This is a genomic window from Thermobacillus sp., assembly GCF_003390775.1.
GTDB lineage: Bacteria > Bacillota > Bacilli > Paenibacillales > Paenibacillaceae > Thermobacillus > Thermobacillus xylanilyticus.
Genome location: NZ_QEWA01000033.1, coordinates 59,307 through 84,857, shown reverse-complemented (window position 1 = coordinate 84,857; position 25,551 = coordinate 59,307). Strand labels below are relative to the sequence as shown.

Annotated in this window: 24 protein-coding genes and 1 pseudogene; 20 read left to right on the top strand and 5 right to left on the bottom strand. The window is 62.7% G+C overall.

The genetic code is table 11. From position 1 onward, the window contains the following. Position 1 precedes the first annotated feature (1 nt). Together C6W55_RS06530 and C6W55_RS06525 are read right to left on the bottom strand one after the other, a co-directional pair. Complete coding sequence (locus C6W55_RS06530) at positions 2-484, bottom strand: PH domain-containing protein (RefSeq protein WP_213483410.1); 483 nt, start codon at positions 482-484, stop codon at positions 2-4. Between the two features lie 31 nt (positions 485-515). Next, positions 516-1,166: a thiamine diphosphokinase gene (locus tag C6W55_RS06525; protein WP_286892014.1), complete on the bottom strand. Its 651-nt coding sequence runs from the start codon at positions 1,164-1,166 to the stop codon at positions 516-518. Positions 1,167-1,399: 233 nt separating this feature from the next. Between C6W55_RS06525 and C6W55_RS06520 the strand changes: the two genes are divergently transcribed. Further along, the gene (locus C6W55_RS06520; protein WP_015254605.1) at positions 1,400-2,101 is read left to right on the top strand and encodes a trimeric intracellular cation channel family protein; all 702 of its coding nucleotides are present in this window, start codon (positions 1,400-1,402) and stop codon (positions 2,099-2,101) included. Further along, entirely contained in the window at positions 2,098-2,577 is a 480-nt protein-coding gene (locus tag C6W55_RS06515; RefSeq protein WP_015254604.1) for a low molecular weight protein-tyrosine-phosphatase, read from the top strand. Before C6W55_RS06520 ends, C6W55_RS06515 begins: the two co-directional genes overlap by 4 nt. Before the next feature lie 23 nt (positions 2,578-2,600). Here the strand turns inward: C6W55_RS06515 and C6W55_RS06510 are convergent, their stop codons facing one another. Continuing rightward, positions 2,601-3,332 carry an alpha/beta hydrolase gene (locus tag C6W55_RS06510; RefSeq protein ID WP_015254603.1) on the bottom strand — a complete coding sequence of 244 codons (732 nt, stop codon included), beginning with the start codon at positions 3,330-3,332 and terminating at the stop codon, positions 2,601-2,603. A gap of 295 nt (positions 3,333-3,627) precedes the next feature. On the opposite strand from C6W55_RS06510, the gene pdhA reads away from it, so the two are divergent. From pdhA to C6W55_RS06460, 10 genes are all read left to right on the top strand, one after another. Next, on the top strand, positions 3,628-4,695 hold the full coding sequence (gene pdhA, locus C6W55_RS06505) for a pyruvate dehydrogenase (acetyl-transferring) E1 component subunit alpha (RefSeq protein WP_015254602.1): 1,068 nt from the start codon (positions 3,628-3,630) through the stop codon (positions 4,693-4,695). A 20-nt stretch (positions 4,696-4,715) separates the two neighbouring features. Beyond that, the gene (locus C6W55_RS06500) at positions 4,716-5,693 is read left to right on the top strand and encodes an alpha-ketoacid dehydrogenase subunit beta (protein WP_286892013.1); all 978 of its coding nucleotides are present in this window, start codon (positions 4,716-4,718) and stop codon (positions 5,691-5,693) included. A gap of 18 nt (positions 5,694-5,711) precedes the next feature. Continuing rightward, entirely contained in the window at positions 5,712-7,016 is a 1,305-nt protein-coding gene (locus tag C6W55_RS06495) for a dihydrolipoamide acetyltransferase family protein (protein WP_286892012.1), read from the top strand. A 3-nt stretch (positions 7,017-7,019) separates the two neighbouring features. After that, positions 7,020-8,435, top strand: coding sequence for a dihydrolipoyl dehydrogenase (lpdA, locus tag C6W55_RS06490; protein ID WP_286892011.1), 1,416 nt, complete (start codon positions 7,020-7,022; stop codon positions 8,433-8,435). Positions 8,436-8,524: 89 nt separating this feature from the next. Beyond that, on the top strand, positions 8,525-9,016 hold the full coding sequence (locus C6W55_RS06485) for an acyl-CoA thioesterase (protein ID WP_286892010.1): 492 nt from the start codon (positions 8,525-8,527) through the stop codon (positions 9,014-9,016). Between the two features lie 82 nt (positions 9,017-9,098). Beyond that, positions 9,099-10,061: a thymidylate synthase gene (locus C6W55_RS06480; RefSeq protein WP_286892009.1), complete on the top strand. Its 963-nt coding sequence runs from the start codon at positions 9,099-9,101 to the stop codon at positions 10,059-10,061. A gap of 39 nt (positions 10,062-10,100) precedes the next feature. Continuing rightward, on the top strand, positions 10,101-10,598 hold the full coding sequence (locus tag C6W55_RS06475) for a dihydrofolate reductase (protein WP_286892008.1): 498 nt from the start codon (positions 10,101-10,103) through the stop codon (positions 10,596-10,598). Positions 10,599-10,773: 175 nt separating this feature from the next. Further along, entirely contained in the window at positions 10,774-12,261 is a 1,488-nt protein-coding gene (locus C6W55_RS06470) for a glutamate synthase subunit beta (RefSeq protein WP_286892006.1), read from the top strand. Between the two features lie 257 nt (positions 12,262-12,518). Further along, the gene (locus tag C6W55_RS06465; RefSeq protein WP_286892005.1) at positions 12,519-13,721 is read left to right on the top strand and encodes a hypothetical protein; all 1,203 of its coding nucleotides are present in this window, start codon (positions 12,519-12,521) and stop codon (positions 13,719-13,721) included. Then, positions 13,718-16,099, top strand: coding sequence for a type IA DNA topoisomerase (locus C6W55_RS06460; protein ID WP_286892004.1), 2,382 nt, complete (start codon positions 13,718-13,720; stop codon positions 16,097-16,099). Before C6W55_RS06465 ends, C6W55_RS06460 begins: the two co-directional genes overlap by 4 nt. Positions 16,100-16,149: 50 nt before the next feature. Here C6W55_RS06460 and C6W55_RS06455 read toward each other — a convergent pair whose 3' ends face one another. Both C6W55_RS06455 and C6W55_RS06450 read right to left on the bottom strand, forming a co-directional pair. Beyond that, complete coding sequence (locus C6W55_RS06455) at positions 16,150-16,893, bottom strand: HAD family hydrolase (protein ID WP_286892003.1); 744 nt, start codon at positions 16,891-16,893, stop codon at positions 16,150-16,152. Between the two features lie 113 nt (positions 16,894-17,006). Then, positions 17,007-17,228 carry a hypothetical protein gene (locus C6W55_RS06450; protein WP_015254591.1) on the bottom strand — a complete coding sequence of 74 codons (222 nt, stop codon included), beginning with the start codon at positions 17,226-17,228 and terminating at the stop codon, positions 17,007-17,009. A gap of 144 nt (positions 17,229-17,372) precedes the next feature. Here C6W55_RS06450 and C6W55_RS06445 point away from each other — a divergent pair, with 144 nt between their 5' ends. The 8 genes and pseudogenes from C6W55_RS06445 to C6W55_RS06410 all read left to right on the top strand — a co-directional run bounded on the left by C6W55_RS06445 (position 17,373) and on the right by C6W55_RS06410 (position 25,551). Then, the gene (locus C6W55_RS06445) at positions 17,373-18,095 is read left to right on the top strand and encodes a phosphonate ABC transporter ATP-binding protein (protein ID WP_286892001.1); all 723 of its coding nucleotides are present in this window, start codon (positions 17,373-17,375) and stop codon (positions 18,093-18,095) included. A 97-nt stretch (positions 18,096-18,192) separates the two neighbouring features. Next, the gene (locus C6W55_RS06440) at positions 18,193-18,807 is read left to right on the top strand and encodes a DUF3298 and DUF4163 domain-containing protein (protein WP_015254589.1); all 615 of its coding nucleotides are present in this window, start codon (positions 18,193-18,195) and stop codon (positions 18,805-18,807) included. A gap of 181 nt (positions 18,808-18,988) precedes the next feature. Continuing rightward, positions 18,989-19,678 carry an MOSC domain-containing protein gene (locus C6W55_RS06435; protein WP_286892000.1) on the top strand — a complete coding sequence of 230 codons (690 nt, stop codon included), beginning with the start codon at positions 18,989-18,991 and terminating at the stop codon, positions 19,676-19,678. Beyond that, complete coding sequence (locus C6W55_RS06430; protein ID WP_286891999.1) at positions 19,671-20,429, top strand: SDR family NAD(P)-dependent oxidoreductase; 759 nt, start codon at positions 19,671-19,673, stop codon at positions 20,427-20,429. The genes C6W55_RS06435 and C6W55_RS06430 overlap by 8 nt, the downstream gene beginning before the upstream one ends. 146 nt (positions 20,430-20,575) lie before the next feature. Next, the gene (locus C6W55_RS06425; protein ID WP_286891998.1) at positions 20,576-21,583 is read left to right on the top strand and encodes a 2-oxoacid:acceptor oxidoreductase family protein; all 1,008 of its coding nucleotides are present in this window, start codon (positions 20,576-20,578) and stop codon (positions 21,581-21,583) included. A 36-nt stretch (positions 21,584-21,619) separates the two neighbouring features. Continuing rightward, the gene (locus C6W55_RS06420; RefSeq protein WP_015254585.1) at positions 21,620-23,926 is read left to right on the top strand and encodes a thiamine pyrophosphate-dependent enzyme; all 2,307 of its coding nucleotides are present in this window, start codon (positions 21,620-21,622) and stop codon (positions 23,924-23,926) included. A 127-nt stretch (positions 23,927-24,053) separates the two neighbouring features. Then, positions 24,054-24,584 carry a hypothetical protein gene (locus C6W55_RS06415; protein WP_286891997.1) on the top strand — a complete coding sequence of 177 codons (531 nt, stop codon included), beginning with the start codon at positions 24,054-24,056 and terminating at the stop codon, positions 24,582-24,584. 25 nt (positions 24,585-24,609) lie between these two features. Continuing rightward, positions 24,610-25,551, top strand: a pseudogene (locus C6W55_RS06410) (acetylxylan esterase).

The window sequence follows — 25,551 nt, the reverse complement described above, 5'->3', positions numbered from 1 at the left end:
GCTAGAGTTCTTCATCGGTGATCCTCGCGAGCTTCGCGATTCTGGACTGGACTTCTTCGGCCCGCGCCGCGCCGAGCGCCGGAATTTCGTGCTTGCCGGCGGCGGTCGAGAACGTGACGGTCAACAGGCCGTACCGGCGCAGAATCGGGCCTTGCTTCGTGTCGACATGCTGAATTTTGACCATCGGGATGAGCGTCCGCTTGCGGACGATGATACCGTGGAGCAGATCGATTTCGTCTTCCCGGATCGCATAGCGGATCCGTGCCATCCGGACTTTCGGCACGACGGCGATTTCAACCGCCGCGGCGGCCGCGGCAAGGACGGCGAGCAGGCTGACAATCCATGCCGGCCAGTCGAAACGGAGCGTCAGCCACAGCACAATACCGACGATGACCGCGTACACCGCGGCGGAGATCCAGCCGGTCGTCCGCCAGACGCGGAGGGCGGCATCGTCGATTTTTTCATCGGGCAGGGGATAATGCAACGATTGCTCACCTCTCACGATGCACGTTATTTCAATCCCGGCTCAAGATGACGAGCAGCAAGCCTTCTCCGACCGTCACGGCGCCTTCATCGGCTTCCAGCACATTGCTGATGCCGAGCGACTGGCCGATCTCGAGCCGCGCGCCGCTCAGCGGATAGAGGAAACCTTCGAGCGTGATGCCCGTTACGACCGGCGTCAGCGGCAAGAGCGACACGGCCGGATGATCCGTACGGCGAAGCGTCAGCCGTTCGCCCCCGGCGGCGAGACGGATTTCATTGCGATCGTCCGTGACGACGGCCCGGACGCCGCGCCGATGAGCGGCCGCGAGCAGATGAACGTTCGCGAGCGAATGATCGAAGCGCGTGCCGAGCGCGCCGGCAATGACGATTTCTCCGGGTTCAAGTTCGAGCGCGCGGTTGAACGCAAGCTCGGTATCGGTGTAGTCTTTGTCCACCGGATCGACGATTTCCGTCCGGCGGCTTATCCGGCGGATCGTCTCGAGTTCATCCGGCGAGACCGAATCGAAGTCGCCGATGGCCAGATCCGGCACAAATCCGAGCTCGATCATCCTGGCCGCGCCGCTGTCCGCGCCGATCAGCAGATCGCCGGGGCGGATGAACTTCGCCGAATCATTCCCGAGATTTCCTCCGGCGAAAATGACGATGCGCTTATCGTCAGCCATTGCGCCAAATCCCTCCGTGTATGCAACATCTCCCAGCCAAGTATAACCGTATGCGGCGCCGCAGACCATACCCGCGAGCGAAGCTTGGCCGGTTAATCACCGAAAAAATGACAACATCATGCAAGATGCTATTGCGTTCGACCGTCCGCCGTCTATACAATGGTGAGGTACGATCGACTAGCCGCGCTATTTGTCCCGGCGTTTCCGGCGGGCGCGGCCGGAGGAAAACATTCATGGAATGGCATGTTTTTGATGTTCTGAGCATGATCGGAACCGTCGCGTTCGCGGTGAGCGGCGCGGTCGTCGCGATGGAGGAAGAGTACGACGTGCTCGGCGTGTTCGTGCTCGGCCTCGTGACGGCCTTCGGCGGAGGGATTGTCCGCAACTTGCTGATCGGCGTGCCGGTGACGACGCTGTGGAGCCAGAAGTCTCTGCTTACGGCGGCGATCATTTCGATCGCGGTCGTTTTCGTGCTGCCGGTCGCCTGGATCCGGCATTGGCGGCGGAGTGAAACGTTTTTCGACGCCATCGGGCTGTCGGCGTTCGCCGTCCAGGGCGCGCTCTACGCAACGCAGCAGAACCACGCGCTGCCGGCCGTCGTCGTCGCGGCCATGCTGACCGGCATCGGCGGCGGCATGATCCGCGATCTGCTCGCGGGCCGCAAGCCGCTCGTCCTGCGGGAAGAGATCTACGCCGTATGGGCGATGGGCGCCGGCCTCGTCATCGGTCTCGGATGGGCTGACAGTACAAGCGAGTATTTGGTGCTGTTCACCGCGGTCGTCGCTTGCCGCATGCTGTCCGCGCACTACAAATGGCGGCTGCCGCGCCGCTCGCTGCGCCACGCTTTCGCGGAATCCGTCCACGCCGTAAGGCCGGTTCCGGACGGGGGGGAGAACCGGAAGCAATCCGAATCGGAAGGAGCCGATCCATCATGATCCGCATCTTGTTCGTCTGTCTCGGCAACATTTGCCGCTCGCCGATGGCCGAAGCGGTCATGCGGCATCTGATCGAGCGGGAAGGGCTGTCGGACCGCATCACCGTCGATTCGGCCGGCACGGGCGACTGGCACATCGGCAAACCGCCGCACGCCGGAACCCGGGAAGCGCTGGACCGCCGGGGAATATCCTGGGAAGGCATCCGGGCGCGGCAATTCACGAAGCGCGATCTGGACGCGTTCGATTACATCGTCTGCATGGATACGAGCAACCGGCGGGACGTGGAACGGTTCGGAAGGGGCGGCGCCCGCGTCATGACGTTCATGGAACTGGTGCGGGACGCGCGCTCCCCGGACGTTCCGGATCCCTATTACACGGGCAACTTCGAAGAAGTGTACGCGCTTGTGGAAGAAGGATGCGAAGAACTGTTGCGCCGCATCCGCAAGGAAATGAAAGAAGCTCCGGCAGCGCCGTGAGGCGCCCGGAGCTTGCTTGTTTCTCACATTCCCGCGAACCACTTGAGACCGTCGGGCACATCTTTCTGCCAGTATCCCCACAGATGTTCGCCGTCCCGTTCGGCATATTCGACGCGTGCGCCGCGCTCTTCCAGCAGCTTCCTCGCTGTTCGGTTCATGGCGACGAAATCGAATACGCCCCGGTCCGTCTTGAACGCCGTTTCCTGCAGGCCGACCGTCATGAAAATGTTGAGATGCGACAGGCCGCCGGCTGCGGCAATGGCCGCCTGCGACGACGGATAGAACGCGCCGGACAGCGACATGACGTTCACGAATCTCTGCGGAAACGCAAGCGCCAGCTGCAGCGAGACGGCGCCGCCCAGCGAACAGCCCGCGAGAAGCACGTATTCCGGCTCGGTTCTGACAGGGTATCGGGCGGCGATGAAGGGAACGAGTTCTTCGGCGAAAAACGCGGTGTACCCTTCGTGCAGATCGCCGTCCGCCGCGTATTCCCGCGTGCGCACCGATTTGTCGACGTCGACGCCGACGACGAGAAGCGGCTCGATCTCGCCTTCGGCGATCAGAACGGACGCGATCGTCGCAATCCGTCCGAAGTTGAAGAAGTCTTCGCCGTCCTGGCAGTAGACGACCGGATATTCCGTCAGCTCATTGTAGCCGGGCGGCAGACTGATGCGCACATCCCGCGATCCGGCCGGAAGCAGACGGCTGGGCACGGATTCCTTTTTTACGATTCGTTTCACGTGCGGTTCGCTCATGGCTGATCAGGCTCCTTTGCTTTCAGCGGGCGGCTGAATGGATTGGATGGGCGGTGGGCAAACAAAAGAAGCAGGCAGCGGTCGGCATCCTTGCCGCCGGATCGGATTGTATTATTCTGTACTAACGATTTCTACATGCTGTTTTATAAACAAAACCGTATGAAAAATAAAATAAATGTCGATAAATAAAGGTTTAGCTCGTTTTTATTTTTGACCTTCGCATAGAAACAGTATTATAATGATTCTATAACAGAGTCCTTGCGGATTTCAATTCATCGATGAGGTGAACGATACGATGAGCAAGCTGCCGTACGAAGTGCAGACGGAGCCGGTTACGCCGCTCTCCATTCTGTCGCCCGAAGGCGAAATTCTCCAGCCGGATCTTGTGCCGGAACTGACGGACGATCAGCTGCGCGAGATCATGTACCGCATGGTGTTCACGCGCACCTGGGACGAGCGGGCGGTCAACCTGGGCCGTCAGGGGAGGCTCGGATTCTACGCGCCGGTATCCGGCCAGGAAGCGTCCATGGTCGGCAGCGAGTATGCGCTGAACCGCGACGACTTCATCTGTCCGGGTTACCGCGACATGCCGCAGCTCGTCTGGCACGGACTGCCGCTGTACCAGGCGTTCCTGTATTCCCGCGGCCATCAGCACGGCGGGCAGATTCCGGAAGACGTGCATGTGCTTATGCCGCAGATCATCATCGGCGCGCAGGTGCTGCATGCCGTCGGCGTCGCAATGGCGTTCAAGAAGCGCGGCGAGAAGCGCGTCGCCGTCGCGTACACGGGCGACGGCGGATCGTCGGAAGGCGACTTCTATGAAGCGTTGAACTTCGCCGGCGTGTACAAGCTGCCGGCCCTGTTCATCGTGCAGAACAACCGGTATGCGATCACGACGCCCTTCGAGAAGCAGACGGCGGCGCTGTCGATCGCGCACAAGGCGATCGCGGCCGGCATCCGCGGCGTGCAGGTTGACGGCATGGACGTGCTTGCCGTTATCCACGCCGTCCGCGAAGCGGCGGAACGGGCGCGGGGCGGGGAAGGCGCGACGCTGCTTGAGCTGCTGACGTACCGCTACCGTCCGCACTCGATGGCCGACGACGCGACGAAATACCGCACGAAAGACGAAGAAGGCGAGTGGGCGGAGAAAGACCCGCTCATCCGGTTCGGCCGCTATCTCGAGGCGAAGGGGCTGTGGTCAGAAGAAGAGACCGCGCGCGTCCGGGAAGAGGCGAAGTCGGTCGTGAACGAACAGATCAAGAAGGCGGAGTCGGTCGAAAAAATGACGGTTGCCGGCCTGATCGATTCGATGTTCGAGACGACGCCGAAGCATCTTGAGGAACAGAAAGCCGATTTCGAGTAAACGGGGAGGAACCAGCGACCATGGCGCAGATGAATATGAAAGAAGCGATCCGCGACGCCATCCGCACGGAGCTGCAGCGCGATCCGAACGTGCTGGTGTTCGGTGAAGACGTCGGCAAGGTCGGCGGCGTATTCCGGGCGACCGAAGGGCTGCAGGCGGAATTCGGAGAGGACCGGGTGTTCGACACGCCGCTCGCCGAGTCGGCGATCGCCGGCATGGCGGTAGGCCTCGGCATTCAAGGTTTCCGGCCGATCGCGGAGATTCAGTTTATCGGATTCATTTTCGAAGCGATGGACCAGATGTTCGTGCAGGCGGCGCGCATGCGCTACCGTTCCGGCGGCCGGTACAACGCACCGATCGTCTTCCGTACGCCGTGGGGCGGCGGGGTCAAGGCGGCGGAGCTGCACACCGACGCGCTGGAAGGTCTGGCGATGCAGACGCCGGGCATCAAGGTCGTCGTGCCGTCCAACCCGTTTGATGCGAAGGGCCTTCTGATCTCGGCGATCCGCGACAACGATCCGGTCTTCTTCATGGAACATCTCAATCTGTACCATGCGTTCCGTCAGGAAGTGCCGGAAGGCGAATATACGATCGAGCTCGGCAAGGCGAACGTCGTCCGCGAGGGCAAGGACGTGACGATCATCGCCTACGGCCTGATGGTGCACACGGCGCTGAAGGCGGCCGACGAACTGGCGAAGGAAGGCGTTTCGGCGGAAGTCATCGACCTGCGCACGCTTGTCCCGCTGGATACGGACACGATCGTGGAGTCGATCAAGAAGACGAATCGGGCGATCGTCGTCCAGGAAGCGCAGAAATCGGCCGGCGCCGCTGCCGAAATTATCGCACGGATCAACGAGCTGGCGATTCTTCACCTGGAAGCGCCCGTGCTCCGCGTGGCGGGACCGGATACGGTCTATCCGTTCGCGCAGATCGAGGACATCTGGCTTCCGACGCCGGCGCGCATCGCGAAAGCGGTCCGCAAAGTGCTGGAGTTCTAATCGAGGAGGATAAGGCCAGTGGCAAGATTCGAATACCGGTTCCCGGAGCTGGGCGAAGGACTGCACGAAGGCGAGATTATCAAAATCAACATCAAGCCCGGCGACAAGGTCACCGATGACGACATCATCATGGAAGTGCAGAACGACAAGGCGATCGTCGAAGTGCCGTGCCCGGTGAACGGCACCGTGCTGGAAGTGCTCGTGAAGGACGGGCAGGTCTGCCATGTCGGCGAAGTCGTCGCCGTCATTGAAGCCGAAGGCGACGTGCCGGAGCAGGCACCGTCCGCCGGCGGCGAGTCGCAAGGCTCCCAGGCGCCGGCACCGGAGGCTTCGGCGGCAACGCCGGGAGCAAGCGCGCCGTCGGCGCCGCCCGCGCCTGCGGCACCTGCGGCGGCCGAAGCGCCCAAGGCGGGCGGCCTGGTGCTCGCGACGCCGGGCGTACGCAAATACGCGCGCGAGAAAGGCGTCGATCTGACGCAGGTAACCGGCACGGGCAAGAACGGCCGAATTACGCGCGAAGACGTAGACCGCGCGGCGGCGGGCGGTGCGGCGCCGGCAGCTCCGGCTGCGGAGGCGGCTCAGGCCGCGCCGACAGCAGCGGCGGCAGTACCGGCGGGATCTCGCGTCGAGGAACGCGTGCCGCTCAAGGGCATTCGCAAGGCGATCGCGAACGCGATGGTGAAGTCGGTCTATACCGCGCCGCACGTGACGCTGATGGACGAAGTCGACGTGACGAAGCTCGTCGAACTGCGCGCGAAGGCGAAGCCGCTCGCGGAGAAGAAGGGCGTCAAGCTGACGTATCTGCCGTTCATCGTGAAGGCGCTCGTCGCCGCGTTGCGCGAGTATCCGATCATGAATGCGTCGCTCGACGAAGAGACGCAGGAGATCGTCTACAAGAAGTACTACAACATCGGCATCGCGACGGATACGGATGCCGGCCTGATCGTGCCGGTCGTCGCGGACGCCGACCGGAAGAGCATCTGGATGATCGCGGACGAGATCCGCGACCTGGCGGCGCGCGGCCGCGAAGGCAAGCTCGCGCCGCATGAGCTGCGCGGCAGCACGATGACGATCACGAACATCGGCTCGGCGGGCGGCATGTTCTTCACGCCGGTCATCAACTATCCGGAAGTCGCGATTCTCGGCACGGGCCGCATCGCGGAGAAACCGATCGTCCGCGGCGGGGAGATCGTCGCCGCGCCGGTGCTCGCACTCTCGCTCAGCTTCGACCACCGGCTGATCGACGGCGCCACGGCGCAAAATTTCCTGAACTACATCAAGCAGCTCCTCGGCGATCCGGAACTGCTGGTCATGGAGGTGTAACCGATGGTCGTGGGCGACGCATCCCTCGATATCGACGTGCTCGTCATCGGCGCCGGCCCTGGCGGCTATGTAGCCGCCATCCGCGCCGCGCAGCTCGGGTTCTCCGTCCTGTGCGTCGACAAGCAGTATGTCGGCGGCGTATGTCTGAACGTCGGCTGCATTCCGTCGAAGGCGCTCATTTCGGCCGCGCATCAGTATGAAGCGGTCAAGCACGCGGCTCAGTTCGGCATTGAGGCCGGCGAACCGTCCGTCAACTGGGCGAAAGTGCAGGAGCACAAGAATAGTGTCGTGTCCAAAATGACCGGCGGCGTCAACGCGCTGCTCAAGGGGAACAAAGTGCAGTTCTTCAGCGGCGAAGTGATGTTCATCAACGAGCACGAAGCGCGCGTGTTCAATGAGCAGGAATCGCCGCGCTACCGGTTCAAACATTGCATCATCGCGACCGGCTCCCGGCCGATCGAGCTGAAGGCATTCCCGTTCGGCGGCCGCATCCTGTCGTCGACCGAGGCGCTGTCGCTGCCGGAGCGGCCGCAAAGCCTGGTCGTCATCGGCGGCGGCTACATCGGCATCGAACTCGGCCAAATGTATGCGAAGTTCGGCACGAAGGTAACGGTCATCGAAGGCGCGGACACGATCCTGCCCGGCTTCGATCCGGAAATGTCGCGGCTTGTGGCGAAGAAACTGGCGTCGTCGAACGTCGACGTCTACACCGGCGCGCAGGCGCAATCGGCCGAACAGACCGACAAGGATGTGACGGTGACGTTCACGGTCGGCGGCGAAGAGAAGAAAGTGACGGCCGACTACCTGCTGGTTACGGTCGGACGCCGTCCGAACACCGACGGCGAGCTTGGCCTCGATCTGATCGGCATCAAGCTGACGGACCGCGGCCTCGTCGAAGTCGACGATCAATGCCGCACCAACATTCCGCACATCTACGCGATCGGCGATATCGTGCCGGGTCCGGCGCTTGCGCACAAGGCGACGTATGAGGCGAAGGTCGCGGCCGAAGCGATCGCCGGCCTGCCGAGCAAAGTGGACTACCGCTGCATTCCGGCGGTCTGCTTCTCCGATCCGGAATGCGCGAGCGTCGGCCTGACCGACGCCGAAGCGAAGGCGCAGGGGTACAAGACGAAGGTCGGCCGCTTCTCGTACGGCGCGAACGGCCGCGCCGTCTCGCTCGGCGCCGCCGAAGGTTTCGTGAAGCTGGTCGCGGACGCGGAAACGGGCCTGCTGCTCGGCGCGCAGGTTGCCGGCCATGAAGCGTCCAACCTGATCGCCGAGATGGGCCTGGCGATCGAGATGGGCGCCACGCTGGAAGATGTGGCCTTGACGATCCACGCGCATCCGACGCTCGGCGAGATGGTCATGGAAGCGGCCGAAGTGGCGCTCGGCCATCCGATCCACGCGATCGTCCGTTGACGGAGAGTCATAATCGAGAACATGGGGGAGGACTGCCGCAGTCGGCGGTTCCTCCTTTTGTTTTTTGGACAGAGAAAGGAGAGAGCCCGATGGAAAGCGCGCAAGACCGCAAGCCATGCGGCGCGTCCCGAACGATCATGACACAGCTCGTCTTCCCGCAGGACACGAATCATCACGGCACGATGTTCGGCGGCAAGCTGATGGAATACATCGACAAGACGGCGGCGATTGCCGGAATGCGGCATGCGCGCAAGCCGGTTGTCACCGCGTCGAGCGACAGCATGGACTTCCTGAAGCCGATCCGGCTCGGCGAAGTGATCCAGCTCGAGGCGTTCGTCACCCGGACGTTCCGGTCGTCGATGGAAATCTATGTGAAGGTCGACTCCGAACAGCCGTATACCGGCGAGCGGCAGACGACCGTCACGGCGTTCCTCACCGGCGTGGCGCTCGGGGAAGACGGCAGGCCGGCGCCCATCCCGGAGGTCTACCCCGAGACGGAAGAGGAACGCTGGCTGCACGAGTCCGCGGAAGATCGGCATGCGCAGCGGCAGGAGCGCAGGCGGAGAAGGAGCGGAAAATAGCCGGCGTTCCGCAACATTTCAACCGGCCCCGTCCGAAACATGGTACAATAGGGATATCAATGGTCATGGCGGAGGGCGAGCAATGAGCAAGAACGAGAGAGCATATCTTGATCTGCTGGATCACGTGCTTCACAATGGCGTGCGCAAGGAAGACCGGACAGGGACGGGAACGCTGTCGGTGTTCGGCTGCCAGATGCGTTTTGATCTCGGGGAAGGATTTCCGCTGCTGACGACCAAAAGGGTGGCGTTCCGCCTGGTGGCCAACGAGCTGCTCTGGTTCATCCGCGGCGACACGAACATTCGCTATCTGCTTCAACACAACAACAACATCTGGAACGAATGGGCGTTCAAGCGCTGGGTGGAAAGCCCGGATTATGACGGCCCCGACATGACGAATTTCGGGCTGCGCGCGCAGCAAGACCCGGCATTCGCGAAGCTTTACGAAGAGCAGGAAGCGATCTTCAAGCGCCGCATCCTCGAAGACGACGCGTTCGCCGCGAAATACGGCGAGCTGGGCAATGTCTACGGGAAGCAGTGGCGCCGCTGGGAGACGTCGCGCGGCGAGACGATCGATCAGCTGCGCAATGTCATTGACGAGATCAAGCGCAATCCCGATTCGCGCCGGCTGATCGTGACGGCCTGGTCGCCGGAAGACGCGGTGCCGGAACGGGCGGCGCTGCCGCCGTGCCACGTCCTGTTCCAGTTCTGGGTCGCAAACGGGCGGCTGTCGTGCCAGCTCTACCAGCGGAGCGGCGACTTGTTTCTGGGCGTGCCGTTCAACATCGCGAGCTACGCGCTGCTGACGCACATGATCGCCCGGGAATGCGGCCTTACGGCCGGCGAATTCGTCCATACGATCGGCGACGCGCACATCTATCTCAATCATATCGATCAGGTGCGGACGCAGCTGTCCCGCGATCCGCGGCCGCTGCCGAGGCTCCGTCTGAATCCGGATGTGAAGTCGGTCTTCGACTACGAGATGGACGACATCGCCGTCGAAGGTTACGACCCGCATCCCGCGATCAAGGCGCCCGTCGCCGTGTGAGAAACGGTTGGTTTATGCAGATTGCTGCCGGAGGTTGACATGACGATTACGCTGATCGCCGCCATGGCGCGCAATCGCGTCATCGGACGGGACAACGGGCTGCCGTGGAGGCTGCCGGATGATTTGAAATTTTTCATGCGATCGACGCTCGGCCGCACCGTGCTGATGGGACGGCGGACGTTCGAGTCGCTGCCGGGCGGACCCTTGAAGAACCGTCTGAACGTCGTGCTGACGCGCCAGTCCGATTACCGGCCGGAAGGCTGCGAAGTCGTCCATTCGGTGGAAGAGGCGCTGTCGCGTTACGGAGACGGGGAACTGATGGTGGCGGGCGGGGCGGAAGTGTACGCCCAGTTTCTGCCCCATGCCGACCGGATGCTGCTGACGGAAGTCGATGCGGAAGTGGAGGGCGACGCCCGGTTCCCGGAATGGAATCCGGCCGAATGGGTGCTTGTGGAAAGTGAACACCACCCGGCGGACGAGCGCCACGTCTATTCGTTCCGATTCAACACTTACGTGCACAAACCGGTTGGCGAATAACCCATCCCCTTTTCCCGGCCTTCGTCATGAAGTGCAAATAGTTGTGCGGATAATCCATTATGATCGGCACCGCGGGATGGTACGATTAGGATTATCGAGAACTGCCGCGAAGCGCGGCCAGACCGCGTTCGGTCGGACAAGACCGATGGCGGGGCCGCTGGAAAGGGGAATACCGATGTCCACGCCGACCGGATTCATGGAATACAAACGCGAAATTCCGAGAGACCGCGATCCGCTCGAGCGGGTCCGCGACTGGTATGAATTTCACCTTCACATGGACGAGGAGCAGCTGCGCACGCAGGGTGCGCGTTGCATGGATTGCGGCACGCCCTACTGCCATACCGGCATCGAACTGGCCGGCGGCGTATCCGGCTGTCCGCTGCACAACCTCATTCCGGAATGGAACAACCTCGTGTACCGCGGACTGTGGCGCGAGGCGCTTGACCGGCTGCACAAGACGAACAATTTTCCCGAGTTCACGGGCCGGGTCTGCCCGGCGCCGTGCGAAGGCTCTTGCACGGTCGGGCTGATCGGCGAGCCGGTTGCGATCAAGACGATCGAGCAGGCGATCGTCGACCGGGGCTTCGAGGAAGGCTGGATTGTGCCGCAGCCGCCGCAGAAGCGGACCGGCAAGCGCGTGGCGGTCGTCGGGTCGGGTCCGGCCGGACTCGCCGCGGCTGCGCAGCTGAACAAGGCCGGACACGATGTGACGGTGTACGAGCGGGCCGACCGGATCGGCGGGCTGCTCACCTACGGCATTCCGACGATGAAGCTCGACAAGTCGATCGTCGAACGCCGCGTCAATCTGCTCAAGGCGGAAGGCATTGAATTCATCACGAACACGGAGATCGGCCGCGACATTCCGGCGCAGAAACTGGTCGAGGAATACGACGCCGTCGTCCTGTGCGGCGGCGCGACGAAGGCGCGCGACATCGACATCGAAGGCCGGAATCTGAAGGGCATTCATATGGCGATGGATTTCCTGAACGCGACGATCAAAAGCTTCCTGGACAGCGGTCTGAAGGACGGCAATTATATCGACGCGAAGGATAAGGACGTCATCGTCATCGGCGGCGGCGATACCGGCACGGACTGCGTCGCAACGGCGCTGCGCCACGGCTGCCGCTCGGTTACGCAGTTCGGCACCCATGCCCGGGCGCCGCTGTCGCGGGACCCGGTTGCGAATCCGTGGCCGCAATTTCCGAACGTCTATACGCTCGATTACGCGCACGAGGAAGCAAAGGCGCTGTTCGGCGAAGATCCGCGGGCGTTCTCGGTGCTGACGAAGAAGTTCGTCGGCGATGAGAACGGCCATGTGAAGGAGCTGCACACGGTCGGGATCGAGCGGATCGTCGACGAGACGGGGCGCAAGATCTACAAGGTAATTCCCGGCACCGAGCGGGTGTGGAAGGCCGATCTCGTGTTGATCGCGGTCGGCTTCGAAGGGCCGGAGCGGACGCTGATCGAGCAGCTCGGGCTGGAGACGGACCGCCGCTCGAACGTAAAGGCGGAATACGGCAAGTACCGCACGAACGTCGAGAAGGTGTTCGCCGCAGGCGACATGCGCCGCGGCCAGAGCCTGGTCGTGTGGGCGATCAACGAAGGCCGCGAGGCGGCGCGCGAAGTGGACCGCTATCTGATGGGGTCGACGCAGCTGCCGTGACGCGCGACGCATGATGAAGGGGCTGTCCCGGAAGTCACCGTTGATGGATGACATTCGGGCGGTCCCGATTTGCTTGGGGGCATGAGCTGCGGCGGACCCGACACCATGGCGCTCCGGACGCCATGCCGCGCTGCAGCGGCTTCCTGCACCCGGCACTCTCGCAATCTCTTACGCTGCCGCATGGAAATATGGTAGAATCAGGAGCAGCATCACTTCTCGCAAACTGTACCAACAGCAGCGCAAGGGAGCGGTAGCTTGTGTCAGGCGGAGACGTGCTGATCCTGACGCCGGGGGACGTCGGCAGAATCCGGAGTTATGTGCGAACGAAATATGCTTCGCTGCCCGGCGAGCGGCATGCGGAGATCGTCGCGGACGCCGTGCGGCGCGCCATCGAACGGCAGTTGCCGGCTTTCGAGGCGCCACTGCGGCGCCGGCTGACGGATGCGCTCATCCGCCATGTCGTGCTTGCCGGCCGGCGGCCGGTCGCGGCCGCGGACGTGCTGGAGCAGATCATGCAGCTGGATTGGCGCGAACCGGATCGATTGCGCGCGCTGCAAGCCTGGGCGGCCGAGCGGCTCGGTTCGGGGCTTCATGCGGAGGCGCTGGAATCGGCCCTCGCCGGCGCCGAAAACGGCTTGCAAGCCTGGTACGCCCTGCGGACGGCGGCAGCGGGGAGCGCGGAAAACGCGACCTGTCGGGCCTCCGATGCCGGCCGTTGGTCTCCGGCCTCCGCCGCGGCTGCGGAACATCCGTCCGGCGCCGTCGTCGTGCCTTTCCCGAAGCAACCGGATCACGCCTCGGGACAGCCGGACCGGCCGGCACGACAATTGCGCTGGCATTACGCGGCGCTTGCGGCGCTGCTCGCCGTCGGCATGTCGGCATACGGCATCACGGCCGCTTCGAAAAAGGCCGAAATGCCTGCATTTCCTCCGCCGATGCCCGAGTCCATGTCCCAAGATTATACTCTGACGCCGAGCGCAAGCCGGGTCGAGGGCAACGAGCTGCCGGTACGGCTTCGCTACAAGGAGATCGATGCGGACAGGCTGCGGGAGTACCTCGCCACGCGCAATTCGCTGCTGCGGCATGAACCGTATTTTTCGACGATCATGGGAACGGCGTATGAATTCGACATCCATCCGCTGCTCCTGTTCGCCATTACCGGCCAGGAACAGGGTTTCGTGCCTGAGGATCATCCGCAGGCTGAACTCATCGCCAACAATCCGTTCAACGTGTATCACAGCTGGCAGGAATTCAATACGACGACTGCCCATTCGGCGGAAGTCGCCGCCCGCACGATCATCCGGCTCAGCCGGGAGCGGCCGGCGGGCGTCGATCCGGTCGAATGGATCAACCGGGAATACGCCGAAGATCCGCTCTGGCATCGCGGCGTGAACGCCCTGTTCAGCACCATGGAACAATATTTGTCAGGCGGCGGGGAAGGAGCGGTTACAAGCGGGTGAAGACACTCGTCATCGCGGAGAAACCGGACATGGGCCGGACGATCGCCCGCGTCATCGAACCGGGCGCCGCCCGGCGGCAAGGCTATCTGGAGGGCGAAAGCTACATCATTACCTGGGCGATCGGCCATCTGGTCAGCCTCGCCGAACCCGAAAGCTACGACGCCAAATACAAGAAGTGGCGGGACGAAGATTTGCCGATTCTGCCCGCGGCGTTCAAGCTGCAGCCGAACCCGAAGACGAAAGATCAGCTCAAGATCATCGCGGAGCTGGCGAAACGGTGCGACCGCATCGTGAACGCCTGCGACGCGGGCCGGGAAGGGCAGCTCATTTTCCACTTGATCCGGGAATATTTGAAGCTGAATCTTCCCGTCGACCGGCTCTGGATATCCGACCTGACGCCGGAGACGATCCGCCGCGGCTTCGCCGAGCTGCGAAGCGACCGCGAATTCGACGCGTTGACGCGGGCGGCGCGGGCGCGCAGCCAGGCGGACTGGCTGATCGGGATGAACGCCTCGCGGGCGTTCACGATCCGGCACCGGACGCTGTTGTCCGCCGGGCGCGTCCAGACGCCCGTGCTCGCGCTGCTCTATGAGCGGCACAAGGAGATCGAAGCGTTCCGTCCGGAGACGTATTATACCGTTCACGGGCGGTTTCTCTCCGGAAATACGGCCTATCGCGGCATCCGGACGGGCGAGCGGCTGACGAGCCGCGAGGCGGCGGAGGCGATTGCCGGGAAGGCTGCGGGCCGGACCGGCCGCATCGCCGAATATGACGTAAGCGAGCAGAAGGAGTATCCGTACCGGCTGTACGATCTGACGCTGCTGCAGCGGGAAGCGAACGCAAAGTACGGCTTTTCCGCCAAAAAAACACTCGATCTCGCCCAGTCGCTGTACGAACGGCACCAGGTCATCACCTACCCGCGCACCAGTTCCCGCTATGTCACGGAGGAAAACATTCCGTACATGCACAAGGCGCTCGCCATGCTGCGGGACCTCGCACCGTACGACCGGGTTGCCGCCGGATCCGACATGCGGCTTGTCCACCGCGGCAACAAGGCGGTCTGCAATCCGGCGAAGGTGGAAGATCACCACGCGATTCTTCCGACGCCGAAAAAGCCGGGCAGCCTGACGCCCGACGAGCGCAAGCTTTACGATATGATCGTGCGCCGGTTCCTGTCCCATTATTATCCGCCGGCCGTTTACCGGGTGCATGAGATCGTAACGGAAGCGGCGGACGAGACGTTCAAGACGACGGTCAAGGAACAGCTTGACGCCGGCTGGAAAGCGGTGCTCGAGACGGATGACGGCGGGAACGGCAAAAAGGGCAGACGCGGCAAGTCCGACCGGGACGGGGAAGACGGGGACGAAGACGGAACGCAGATCGTCACCGGCGGTTTCACGCTGGACCCCGATGCGCCGGTCCTTTGCGAAGGCGTCAACATCGCGGAGAAAACGACCAAGCCGCCCAAGCCGTACACCGAAGGCACGCTGCTGAAGGCGATGGAGTCGGCGGGCCGGATGATCGAGGACGAAGACCTGCGCGAGGCAATGAAGGAAACCGGGCTCGGCACACCCGCGACCCGCGCCGCGACGATCGAACGGCTGAAGCAGGTCGGGTATGCCGCGCTGAGAGGCCGAGCGATCGAGATTACGCCGAAGGGCGTCGCCGCGGTCGAGCTGATCCGCGGGGCGGGTGTCGAGCTGCTCACGTCGCCGGAGATGACGGGACGCTGGGAGCAGCGGCTGCATCAGATTTCGCGCGGCGAAGCGTCCGACGAGCAGTTCATGGACAATGTGCGGCGGTTCGCGGTGAAGATCGTCGAGCTGGTCCGCATGCAGCGTCCGGTGCCGCCAGGCACATTCGCCGAACCGGAACGCGGAGGCCGATCCGGCAAGCAGGGAAGAGCGAGGCGGACACAAGCGGCGGAAACCGTTGCCGGCAAGAAGTCCGCCAGGAGGGCGGCAAAAGCGGCTGCGGATGCTGCCGGCGTTCCGGGAAGCAGTACAGCGGTGAAAACGGCGAAAATCGCATCCGGTCCGTCAGGCAGCAACACGGTGGGCCAACCCGCGGGTTCCGTTTCCGCCGGCGACAAGGCGCGGCAGCCGGCCGCCATCGCCCCCTGTCCGCGCCCGGGCTGCGGCGGCACGCTCATCGAGGGGAAGCGGGGATACGGCTGCTCCCGCTATCGCGAGGGCTGCCGATTCGTCATCTGGAAACAGTACGCCGGCAAGCGGATCACCGCCGCGATGGCGGCGTCGCTGGCGACATCCGGCAAGACGAGGCCGCTCGTGCTGACGCTGCCGGAAGGCACGAAGGCGAAAGGCCGGCTGCGGCTGGTCGATCCGGCGACCGGCGAAATCGCACCGGAACCCGAATAAACCACAACAAGGGCTTGGCGCGCCATACGGCAGCGCCAAGCCCTTCCTTGTCAGCGGACCATCCGCGTTCGGACGTAACCGGCGATGGCCTCGGGCACATCTATGAGCTGTTTCAGGCGGATGAAAGCGCCCTTCGGCTCGACGTCGACGCGGGCGATATTGTACTGCCATTCCGTCTCCGCCTGCACATGGATGGCGTGAATGCCGGCCTTCAGCGCGGGGATGACATCGGTGCGAAGCGAATTGCCGATCATCCAGGTGCGGCTGCGGTCGAAACCGCACGATGCGGCAATCTGCTCCAGCGCGTCGGCGTTCTTGTGCCGGCGGATATGGATGCGCGAACCGAAATAGCGCTGCAGATTGAACTTGTCGATCTTCCGGCGCTGAATCTCCGGCTCGCCGCCGGTATACAGATGAAGCTCATGGCCTTCTTCCTTCAGCCGGTCCAGCGTTTCCTCCATGTGCGGATACGGTTCCGTCTCGAGCTCGTAGACGCTCCGGCCGAGCCGCCGCACCGTCTCCTCGTCGTCGCGCGACGGCTTCACGCCGAACTGCGCGGCGAAATGCCGGTACGTCTCGACGAACGAGCGGGGAAAATGCTCGCTGTCGAAGCCGACGACCTGGACGCCGGCGATGTCGATCTCGGCCTGCACGCGGCGCACTTCGGCGGGGTCGAGACCTTCCCGCCTGAACCGGTCGGCCATCCAGTCCGCGAACTGGTCGATGACCATGAAGAAATAGCGATTGCAATGAACAAGCGTATCATCAAGGTCGAACAGGATCGTCTGTCTCATATTGCCTCCGGCTGCTGACAGTTTTCCATGCCTTATCCTGCAAGCTGCGGTCTCCCTCAATCTAACGGATCGGAACCCGCCAGTCAAATCGGCGGGTCCCGGCAAGGATCCGGTTACGCATACAAGGCACGCTTCCGGGCGAGGTCGTTCTTGATGAAGGCGATGCGCTTCCTGACGTAGAAATCCAGGCTGTCTCCCTTCAGATCCTTGGGCGAGAGGACGGTATCCGAGGCGTTGTCAATGATGGTCAGGGCGCCGTCCGAATAGAACTTGAACGTCAGGTCCCGCCAGGGACGATGGCGTTCGATAAACCGGTAATGCTCGCAGCTTCTCATGAATCGGCACCTCCGGATCACCTGGAATGAATAAGGAGAACATTTGTTCCTGTTCCCATTATAGCAAACATTTGTTCGCGTGGAAAGTATTTCTCGATTCCCTTAGACTATTTTTTGAGCAAGCTGGGACGTTGGAGGGGCGACATGATCGAAGCGAGAAAATTGACCAAACGGCTTGTCGACGGCAAAACGGTGCTTGCGGACGTCGATTTCCAGGCGGAGCGCGGGCAATTCACCGCGGTGGTCGGGGCGAGCGGCAGCGGCAAGTCGATGCTGCTGAAGTGTCTCGCGCTGCGCGAGAATTGGACGAGCGGTCAGCTGCTGCTGGACGGCGAAGACGTGTTCAAGGGCGGATGGAAGGCGAAAATGCGCGTGAAACGGGAAATCGCCTATCTGGAAGAAAAGCCCGATCTCAATCCGAACCGCACCGCGCTGAAGAACGCGCTCGTCGGCACGCGGTATCAGACGCCGCTCTGGCGCAGAATGATCGGCTCGGTCCGCAACGATGACTATATGGGTGTCATGGATGTGCTCGAACAGGTCGGCCTGCTCGACAAGGCGCACATGAAAGCGTCCGCGCTCAGCGGCGGCGAACGCCAGCGCGTCGCCATCACCCGGGCGCTCGTGCACGGCGCGCGCGCGCTTCTGCTCGACGAGCCGGTCACCGGCCTCGATCCGCATTCCGCGGAGCGGATTCTGACGGATCTGAAGGCGATGTGCGAACGCGGCATTGCCATAGTCGCGGTACTGTCCAATCTCGAATGGGCGGAGAAATTCGCCGACCGCATCGTCGGCTTGAGCGAAGGGCGCGTCGTCTTCGATGTCGCCGGCCGGCGGCTGACCGGCCGCGAACGGTCGATGCTGTAACAGGGCACATGCCGGAAACGGGGATGACGGGTCGGATATGACGCGGCGGGCGCCTGCATAGAATGTACCATTCCATTCAAGGCAGGTGCATTGGCGCATGGCATTCCGTTTGCCCCTCATCGTGCAGGCCGTTCGTCTGACGCGGCCGAAGACCGAAATCTGGTCGCCGTTCATCAGCGGCCTTCCGAATCTGGAGGCGCAGAGCCGCATCCGCCAGTCGCTTCAGGAGGCGGAGCGGTCGCTGGAAGCGCAGCAGGGACCGCTCGACGATCCGCGCGCCGAGATGCTCGGCTGGTTCGAAGTGAAGACGAACGAGCGGGGCGTGTTCAGCATATCGCTGTACAATTACGCCTACACCGGCGGCGCGCACGGCCGGACGCTGCAGACGTCGCGTACGTATGATACCGATACGGGGCGCGTCCACAAGCTCGGCGATCTGTTCAAGCCCGGCAGCCCGTATCTCGAGCGGCTGACGGAGATGGTCCGGGAGCAGGTCCGGCGGCGGGACATCCCCGTGTACGAGAACACGCAGGTGACCGTCACCCCGGACACGGACTTCTACATTGCCGACCGGGCGCTCGTGTTGTACTTCCAGCAATACGAGATTACGCCTTACGTGTTCGGCTTCCCGTATTTCCCGATATCGGTCTTCGACCTGTCGGACATCGTGCGCGAGGACAGCCCGCTCGGGGTCATGAACGTCAATGATTGAACGCATTTCCCGGGCAAGCGCAGGAAGATGCATGAAGATTCGCATTTCGACAGCGGCATCCGCATCGCCGCTGTCGATTTTTTTATATCCATGCGCCGGATGCGCAGTGATGAATTTCATTGTCCGCGCCGCCGCAATGCCGGTATAATGACAAAAAATAGAATGAATGAAGGGTGAGGGCGTGAAAGAGACGAATTCCGGCGAAGGCGTGCTGCTGTCGGTCAACGTCGGCATGCCGGCCGAACTCAGGCATGGTTCGAAAACGGTCGAGAGCGGCATCCTGAAAGTTCCGGCGGAAGGTCCCGTGCGGGCGCTGCGGAACGGACTGCCGGGCGACGGGCAGGCCGACAAAGTGAATCACGGCGGTCCTGACCGGGCCGCATGTGTATACACCTACGATCACCGCTCCTATTGGGAAAATCTGTGGGGGAAGCCGTGCGGCTTCGGCGCGTTCGGCGAAAATTTCTCCATCAGCGGATACCGCGAGACCGACGTCCATATCGGCGACATCTTCCGCATCGGCACTGCCCTGTTCCAGGTAACGCAGCCGCGCATGCCCTGCTTCAAGCTGGGGATGCGCCACGGCAGGCCTCAGCTGCCGGACGAAGTGCTGAAGTCGGGCTTCACCGGGTGGTATTTCCGCGTCCTCGAAGAAGGGACGGTTGTGGCAGGCGACCGGATCACGCGGATCGAAAAGCGGACGGACAGCCCGACCGTTGCCGAGGCGGCGCATACCGCGGCCTATCGCAAGCGCGACGGGGACGCCATCCGGCGGGTGCTCGAAGCGGACGGGCTGTCGGCCGACTGGCGGGACATGATGGCCGGCAGGCTCGCAAAACTGGAAGCGGGAGAGGGGATGGAACATGAATGAGGCGGCGAAAGGCCGCGTACTGATCACCGGCGCGGCCGGCGGAATCGGCAGCCGGCTGGCCGAGGCGTACGCGAAGGCGGGGCATCCCGTCGTCATGACCGATGTGAACCGCGGCCGGGGAGAGGAGATCGCAAGCCGGATTCGCGGCGTCACGGGGGAGGCGGATGTCGTTTTTATCCCTGCCGATCTGGCTGTACCAAAACAGATTGAAGAGCTGTTTCAATCCATGGATGAACAGTCGCTGCACGCGGACATTGTCATCAACAACGCCGGGTTCGGCATCACCAAAAGCCCGTACGAGCTGACCTGGGAAGAATGGGACAGCGTGCTGAGCGTCAACCTCCGGGCCGCTTTCCTGTGCGCCAGGGAAGCCGCCATGCGGATGCGGCGCGCCGGCAAGGGCGGCTCGATCGTCAACATCGCCTCGACGCGCGCGTTCATGTCGGAGCCGCATACGGAAGCCTATGCCGCGTCGAAGGGCGGGATCGTCGCGCTGACCCACGCGCTGGCGGCGTCGCTCGGTCCGGACGGCATCCGCGTCAACTGCATCAGCCCGGGCTGGATCGAGACGGGCGATTACGGCGCCCTGCGCGGCATCGACCACGCGCAGCATCCGGCGGGGCGCGTCGGCAGGCCTGACGACATCGTCCGGGCGTGCTTCTATCTGACCGATCCGGCCAACGACTTCGTCACCGGCATCAACCTGACCGTCGACGGCGGCATGACGAAGAAAATGATCTACGAGCCCTGATTTATGTGAAAACACACAATTTTCTGCCTCCTCTTTCAGAGTTCGGCATATGCTGTTATACTAGAAGCAAATCGCTGCGATAGTCGCCGCATCGACAGGAGAAGGAGCACACGGAAGACCAATCGAATCGAGAAGGAAGTGGGGACATGGCTGTATTGCCGAAGACGAACGAGCTTGGTTTCTTTGAGATTCGCCTGGAATCCATCGGCGGACTCGGCGCCAATCTCGCCGGCAAGATGCTGGCCGAAGCAGGCGTCGTTGGAAGCGGATTCAACGGTGTCAGTTTCTCATCCTACGGCTCGGAGAAGAAAGGTTCGCCGGTCAAGGCGCATATCCGTTTCTGCGCGCCCGATGTCCATATCCGGGACACGACTCCGGTCGAGCGGCCGCATATCGTCGGCATTTTCCATGAAAACCTGTACAAGACGGTCAACGTCATCAGCGGCATCTACGAGGACAGCATCGTGCTCGTCAACTCGGCCAAGTCGCCCGAACAGCTCAAAGACAAACTGAAGCTGCTCGGCGGCACGATCGCGGTCGTCGACGCAACGGGCATTGCGCTCGAGGAGAAGAACCGCGTCAACATGGCGATGCTGGGCGGACTGTTCAGACTGTGCGATTTCCTGGATCCCGAATTCATGAAGGGCGTCATTCGCAAGTCGCTCGAGAAAAAGTATCCGCAGGCCGTCGAGCCGGCGATCCGGACGTTCGAACGCGGCTACAACGAAGTGAAATTCCAGACGTTCACTCTGTCCGAAGGCGTCGAAATGCCGAAGCCGACCCGCTGGGACATTCCCATTCTCGGGTATGAAACGCAGCCGATCGGCGGCACGGTCACGAATCCCGGCAACAGCATCCTGAAGGATCTCAGCATATCCCGCGCGGGCATGATGCCGCATTTCCATGAAGACAAATGCATCCACTGCGCGGCCTGCGACACGGCCTGTCCCGACTTCTGTTTCGTCTGGGAGGAGAAGCCCGACAAGAAAGGCCGTCCGCAGATGTTCCTGCAGGGGATCGACTACCAATACTGCAAGGGCTGCCTGAAATGCGTCGTCGCCTGCCCGACCGAAGCGCTTACGGCCGAGCGGGAGACGGACGGCTACGGCGAGGAACACCGCGTGCCGCACCGCTTCGCGCTCGCGAACGCGTAAGGCTCCGGCGACAATTCATCTGCGAGGTGAATGAGCATGGCGATCGAGATCAGCAAGGAACGCCCGGCCGGCACGGTCGAGCAGCGGATGGTCTATGAATCCGGCAACGAGATGGCGGCTTACGCCGCACATCAGATCAACTACCATGTCATGGGGTATTTCCCGATTTCGCCGTCCACGGAGGTCGCGCAATTCCTCGACCTCATGAAGGCGAACGGCCAGCATGACATCAAGCTGATACCGGCGGACGGCGAGCACGGCTCGGCCGGCATCTGCTACGGCGCTTCCGTCGCCGGCGGGCGCGTGTTCAACGTGACCAGCGCGAACGGCTTCCTGTACATGCTGGAGCAGCTGCCGGTGCAATCCGGCACGCGCTTCCCGATGGTGATGAACCTGGTCTGCCGTTCGGTGTCGGGACCGCTCAACATCCACGGCGATCATTCCGACCTGTACTACGCGCTCAATACGGGGTGGCCGATTCTGCTCGCGCGCGATCCGCAGGCCGTCTATGACATGAACATCATGGCGATCAAGCTGGCCGAACATCCGGACGTCCGGCTGCCCGTCATCGTCGCGTCGGACGGCTACTTCACGTCGCACCAGAAGCGGCGCGTGCAGACGTTCGCGCACCGCGAAGACGTGCTCAAGTTCATCGGCGAGCAGCCGCCGGAAGGGTTCCCGCACGTGCTCGACCGGAACAATCCGATCACGGTCGGCCCGTACATGAACGAACCGGACTTCATCAACAACCGTTATCAGCAATCGGAAGCGATGTACCGCGCGGCGGACGTCTTTGAAGAGATCCGCAAAGAGTACGCCGTGCTCACCGGCCGCGATTATCCGAAGCTCGATCTGTACCGGATGGAAGACGCGGAGGTCGCCGTCTTCCTGCTGAACTCGGCGTCGGAGATCATCAAGGACGTCGTGGACCAGCTACGGGCGAAGGGCGTCAAGGCGGGCGCGATCACGCCGAACATCATCCGCCCGTTCCCGCAGAAGGAAATCGCCGAAGCGCTGAAGAACGTCAAGGCGGTTACGGTCGGCGACCGCGCCGATTCGTACGGCGCCTACGGCGGCAACATGACGCTCGAAGTGAAGGCGGCGCTGTTCTCGCACGGCAACTCGACGACGAAGGTGATCAGCCGGGTCTACGGCCTCGGCGGCAAGGACTTCTACGCCGAAGACGGCCATCATTTCTTCGAGCTTGCGATTGACGCGGCCGAGAAAGGCTACGTCGAGAAGCCGTTCGACTATTACGGCCATACGCCGGGCGACCCGGCCAAGGCGCCGAAGCGGGTTCTCGAGCCGATGAAGTACGAGGACCTGAAGACCGGCCTCATCACGGTGGAGAAGGACGAGGAAACGGGCAAACTGAAAGTGAAGGTTCCGCCGCTCCGCAATCTGACGAAGAAACCGAAGCGGCTTGCGCCGGGCCACGGCGCCTGCCCGGGCTGCGGCATTTTCTCCGGCCTCGAGCTGTTCTTCAAGGGCATCGAGGGCGACATCGTCGCGCTCTTCCAGACCGGCTGCGCGATGGTCGTTACGACCGGTTATCCGTACTCGTCCCACAAGGCGACGTATATCCACAACCTGTTCCAGAACGGTGCCGCGACGCTGTCCGGCGTCGTCGAGATGTTCTGGGAGCGCAAGCGGCGCGGCGAGCTTGACCATCTCGGCCTGAAGGACGACTTCACGTTCGTCATGATCACGGGCGACGGCGGCATGGACATCGGCATGGGTCCGGCGATCGGCGCGGCGCTCCGCAATCATAAGATGATCATCCTTGAATACGACAACGAAGGCTACATGAATACGGGCGCGCAGCTGTCGTACTCGACGCCGCTCGGCCACCGGACGTCGACCTCGAACGTCGGCAAGCATCAGGGCGGCAAGCTGTTCCACCACAAGGACACGCCGCAGATCATGGCGGCCACGAACATTCCGTATGTATTTACGGGAGCGGAAAGCCAGCCGCTGGACCTGGTCCGCAAAGCGGCGAAGGCGCAATATTACGCGCAGAACGAAGGCCTCGTCTACGGGAAGATTCTGATCACCTGTCCGCTGAACTGGCTCTCGGAAGAGAAAATCGGCCAGGAGCTCATCGACGACGCGGTCAACAGCTGCTTCTTCCCGCTTTACGAGGTCGAGCACGGGGTGACGAACATCACGTACAACCCCGAGGAGAAGGGCAAGCGGATTCCGGTGTCCGACTGGCTGAAACGGATGGGCAAGACGCGCCACCTGGCGCGTCCGGAATACGCCGAAGCGCTGAAGTCGTTCGAGGACGAAGTCGAGCGGCGCTGGCAGCGGCTGAAAGCGAAGCACGAGAATCCGTACCTGTAATCCGGAGGCCTGAAGCAACAATAGGCTACGGCGCACCTTCCGTCAGGGGGGCTGCGCCGTTTGTTTGAAATTGTCCGGCTTCCGGCCAAGCTGAAATTCAGGACGTGACACAAGGAGGATTTGTGGGATGCCGATGACGAAGGCGGCCGGATCGTTCGCCCGGTTCAGGGAACTGGCGCCGGATCAGGAAGCGGTGTTCGGCGATGAACTGCGGAAAGGCGGATTTGCCGCGGTGCGCGTTTTTCTGGAAGATTTCCGCACATTCTTGCGGCAATACGACGAGCCGCAACAGGAAGAAGCCGAGCGGCTGATCAGGCGCGGGCGCGACGTGCTGCCCGAGCCGGGACGGATCAGCCCTTCGTGGGCCCGCATCTGGGAAGAGTTCGCATCCATCGCCGCATACAAGCGCGACGTTTTTCTCCGCATCCCTCCGGACCATCGGGAAGGCGAATGGCAGGTGCTGCTCGACAACCCGTATACGAACGGACAGATCGTGGTCTATCCGGCGCTTGCGTTTCTGGAAGCGGCCTATATGTACGCCTATTTCCGCACCGGATTGGAACCGAACGAAGTGATCCGGATGCAGCGGATTCATACCTTCCTGCACGATACCGGCCGCTCGCCGGAACCCGGAGCCGAAGAAAGGCGGGACGGCTGATTTGACGGACTATATTCGGCGGAAGATGGAATCGCTGGCCGCCATACAGCCGGTGCGGACGGCGCGGGACGACTACGAGGCGTTCTGGTCGTCGATGATGGACATCCGCGCGGAACTCGGCGGCAAGGGGGCAAGAACCGAGGCAGATCCGGAGCTTCCCGGTATCCGGGCGTACCGGGTCAAGCTGGACGGGTGGGGCGGCACGCCGGTCCGCGCCTGGTTCCTGCTGCCGCCGCCGCCCGCCAGCGCGCCGTATCCTTGCCTGGTCATCGCGCACGGCTACACCGGTTCGAAGGGTGATCCGGAGCAGTATGCCGCCTGGCTGCTGCGCGGTTACGCCGTCATGGCGTTTGATGTGCGCGGACAGGGCGGCGAGACGGGCAACCGGGCGGGCACCGACTACGGCACGGTGAAAGGCTGGATCACCCAGGGCATCCTGGACAAGGACACCTGCTATTACAAGGCGATCGTGCTGGATGCGCTGCAGGCCGTCGATTGGGCGGCCGCCCAGCCCGAAGTCGATCCCGGCCGGATCGCGATGATGGGGGTCAGCCAGGGCGGCGGGCTGACGCTGCTTGCCGCGGCGTTCCATCCGCGCATTGCGGCCGCGGTGGCCGACATTCCGAACATGTGCCAGATGGATTTCGGCATTTTCAATTCGACGGGCTCGCTCTCGGAGGCGGCCTAGTTCGTGAACCGGCATCCGGAGCATCTCGAACGGGTGCTCGCCACGCTCAGCTATTTCGACGCCGTCAACTGTGCGGACCGCATCCGCTGTCCGATCCTCGTCTCCGCCGGGCTGAAGGACATGGTGTGCTGGCCGGAGACGATCTACGCCGCTTACAACGGCATTGCGTCGGAACAGAAGACGATCGTGTCGTTCCCGTTCGCGGGACACTTCACGGCTGCGGGACACGGACGGACCGTCTACGCTTTCCTGAAGCGGCATGTGCCGGCGCTCACCTGA

What these genes read in the sequence shown, in the direction of transcription:
- C6W55_RS06525 (WP_286892014.1), bottom strand. Translation starts at nt 1,166, where the DNA reads ATGGCTGACGATAAGCGCATCGTCATTTTCGCCGGAGGAAATCTCGGG.
- C6W55_RS06520 (WP_015254605.1), top strand. Translation starts at nt 1,400, where the DNA reads ATGGAATGGCATGTTTTTGATGTTCTGAGCATGATCGGAACCGTCGCG.
- C6W55_RS06515 (WP_015254604.1), top strand. Translation starts at nt 2,098, where the DNA reads ATGATCCGCATCTTGTTCGTCTGTCTCGGCAACATTTGCCGCTCGCCG.
- C6W55_RS06510 (WP_015254603.1), bottom strand. Translation starts at nt 3,332, where the DNA reads ATGAGCGAACCGCACGTGAAACGAATCGTAAAAAAGGAATCCGTGCCC.
- pdhA (WP_015254602.1), top strand. Translation starts at nt 3,628, where the DNA reads ATGAGCAAGCTGCCGTACGAAGTGCAGACGGAGCCGGTTACGCCGCTC.
- C6W55_RS06500 (WP_286892013.1), top strand. Translation starts at nt 4,716, where the DNA reads ATGGCGCAGATGAATATGAAAGAAGCGATCCGCGACGCCATCCGCACG.
- lpdA (WP_286892011.1), top strand. Translation starts at nt 7,020, where the DNA reads ATGGTCGTGGGCGACGCATCCCTCGATATCGACGTGCTCGTCATCGGC.
- C6W55_RS06485 (WP_286892010.1), top strand. Translation starts at nt 8,525, where the DNA reads ATGGAAAGCGCGCAAGACCGCAAGCCATGCGGCGCGTCCCGAACGATC.
- C6W55_RS06480 (WP_286892009.1), top strand. Translation starts at nt 9,099, where the DNA reads ATGAGCAAGAACGAGAGAGCATATCTTGATCTGCTGGATCACGTGCTT.
- C6W55_RS06475 (WP_286892008.1), top strand. Translation starts at nt 10,101, where the DNA reads ATGACGATTACGCTGATCGCCGCCATGGCGCGCAATCGCGTCATCGGA.
- C6W55_RS06470 (WP_286892006.1), top strand. Translation starts at nt 10,774, where the DNA reads ATGTCCACGCCGACCGGATTCATGGAATACAAACGCGAAATTCCGAGA.
- C6W55_RS06455 (WP_286892003.1), bottom strand. Translation starts at nt 16,893, where the DNA reads ATGAGACAGACGATCCTGTTCGACCTTGATGATACGCTTGTTCATTGC.
- C6W55_RS06450 (WP_015254591.1), bottom strand. Translation starts at nt 17,228, where the DNA reads ATGAGAAGCTGCGAGCATTACCGGTTTATCGAACGCCATCGTCCCTGG.
- C6W55_RS06445 (WP_286892001.1), top strand. Translation starts at nt 17,373, where the DNA reads ATGATCGAAGCGAGAAAATTGACCAAACGGCTTGTCGACGGCAAAACG.
- C6W55_RS06440 (WP_015254589.1), top strand. Translation starts at nt 18,193, where the DNA reads ATGGCATTCCGTTTGCCCCTCATCGTGCAGGCCGTTCGTCTGACGCGG.
- C6W55_RS06430 (WP_286891999.1), top strand. Translation starts at nt 19,671, where the DNA reads ATGAATGAGGCGGCGAAAGGCCGCGTACTGATCACCGGCGCGGCCGGC.
- C6W55_RS06425 (WP_286891998.1), top strand. Translation starts at nt 20,576, where the DNA reads ATGGCTGTATTGCCGAAGACGAACGAGCTTGGTTTCTTTGAGATTCGC.
- C6W55_RS06420 (WP_015254585.1), top strand. Translation starts at nt 21,620, where the DNA reads ATGGCGATCGAGATCAGCAAGGAACGCCCGGCCGGCACGGTCGAGCAG.
- C6W55_RS06415 (WP_286891997.1), top strand. Translation starts at nt 24,054, where the DNA reads ATGCCGATGACGAAGGCGGCCGGATCGTTCGCCCGGTTCAGGGAACTG.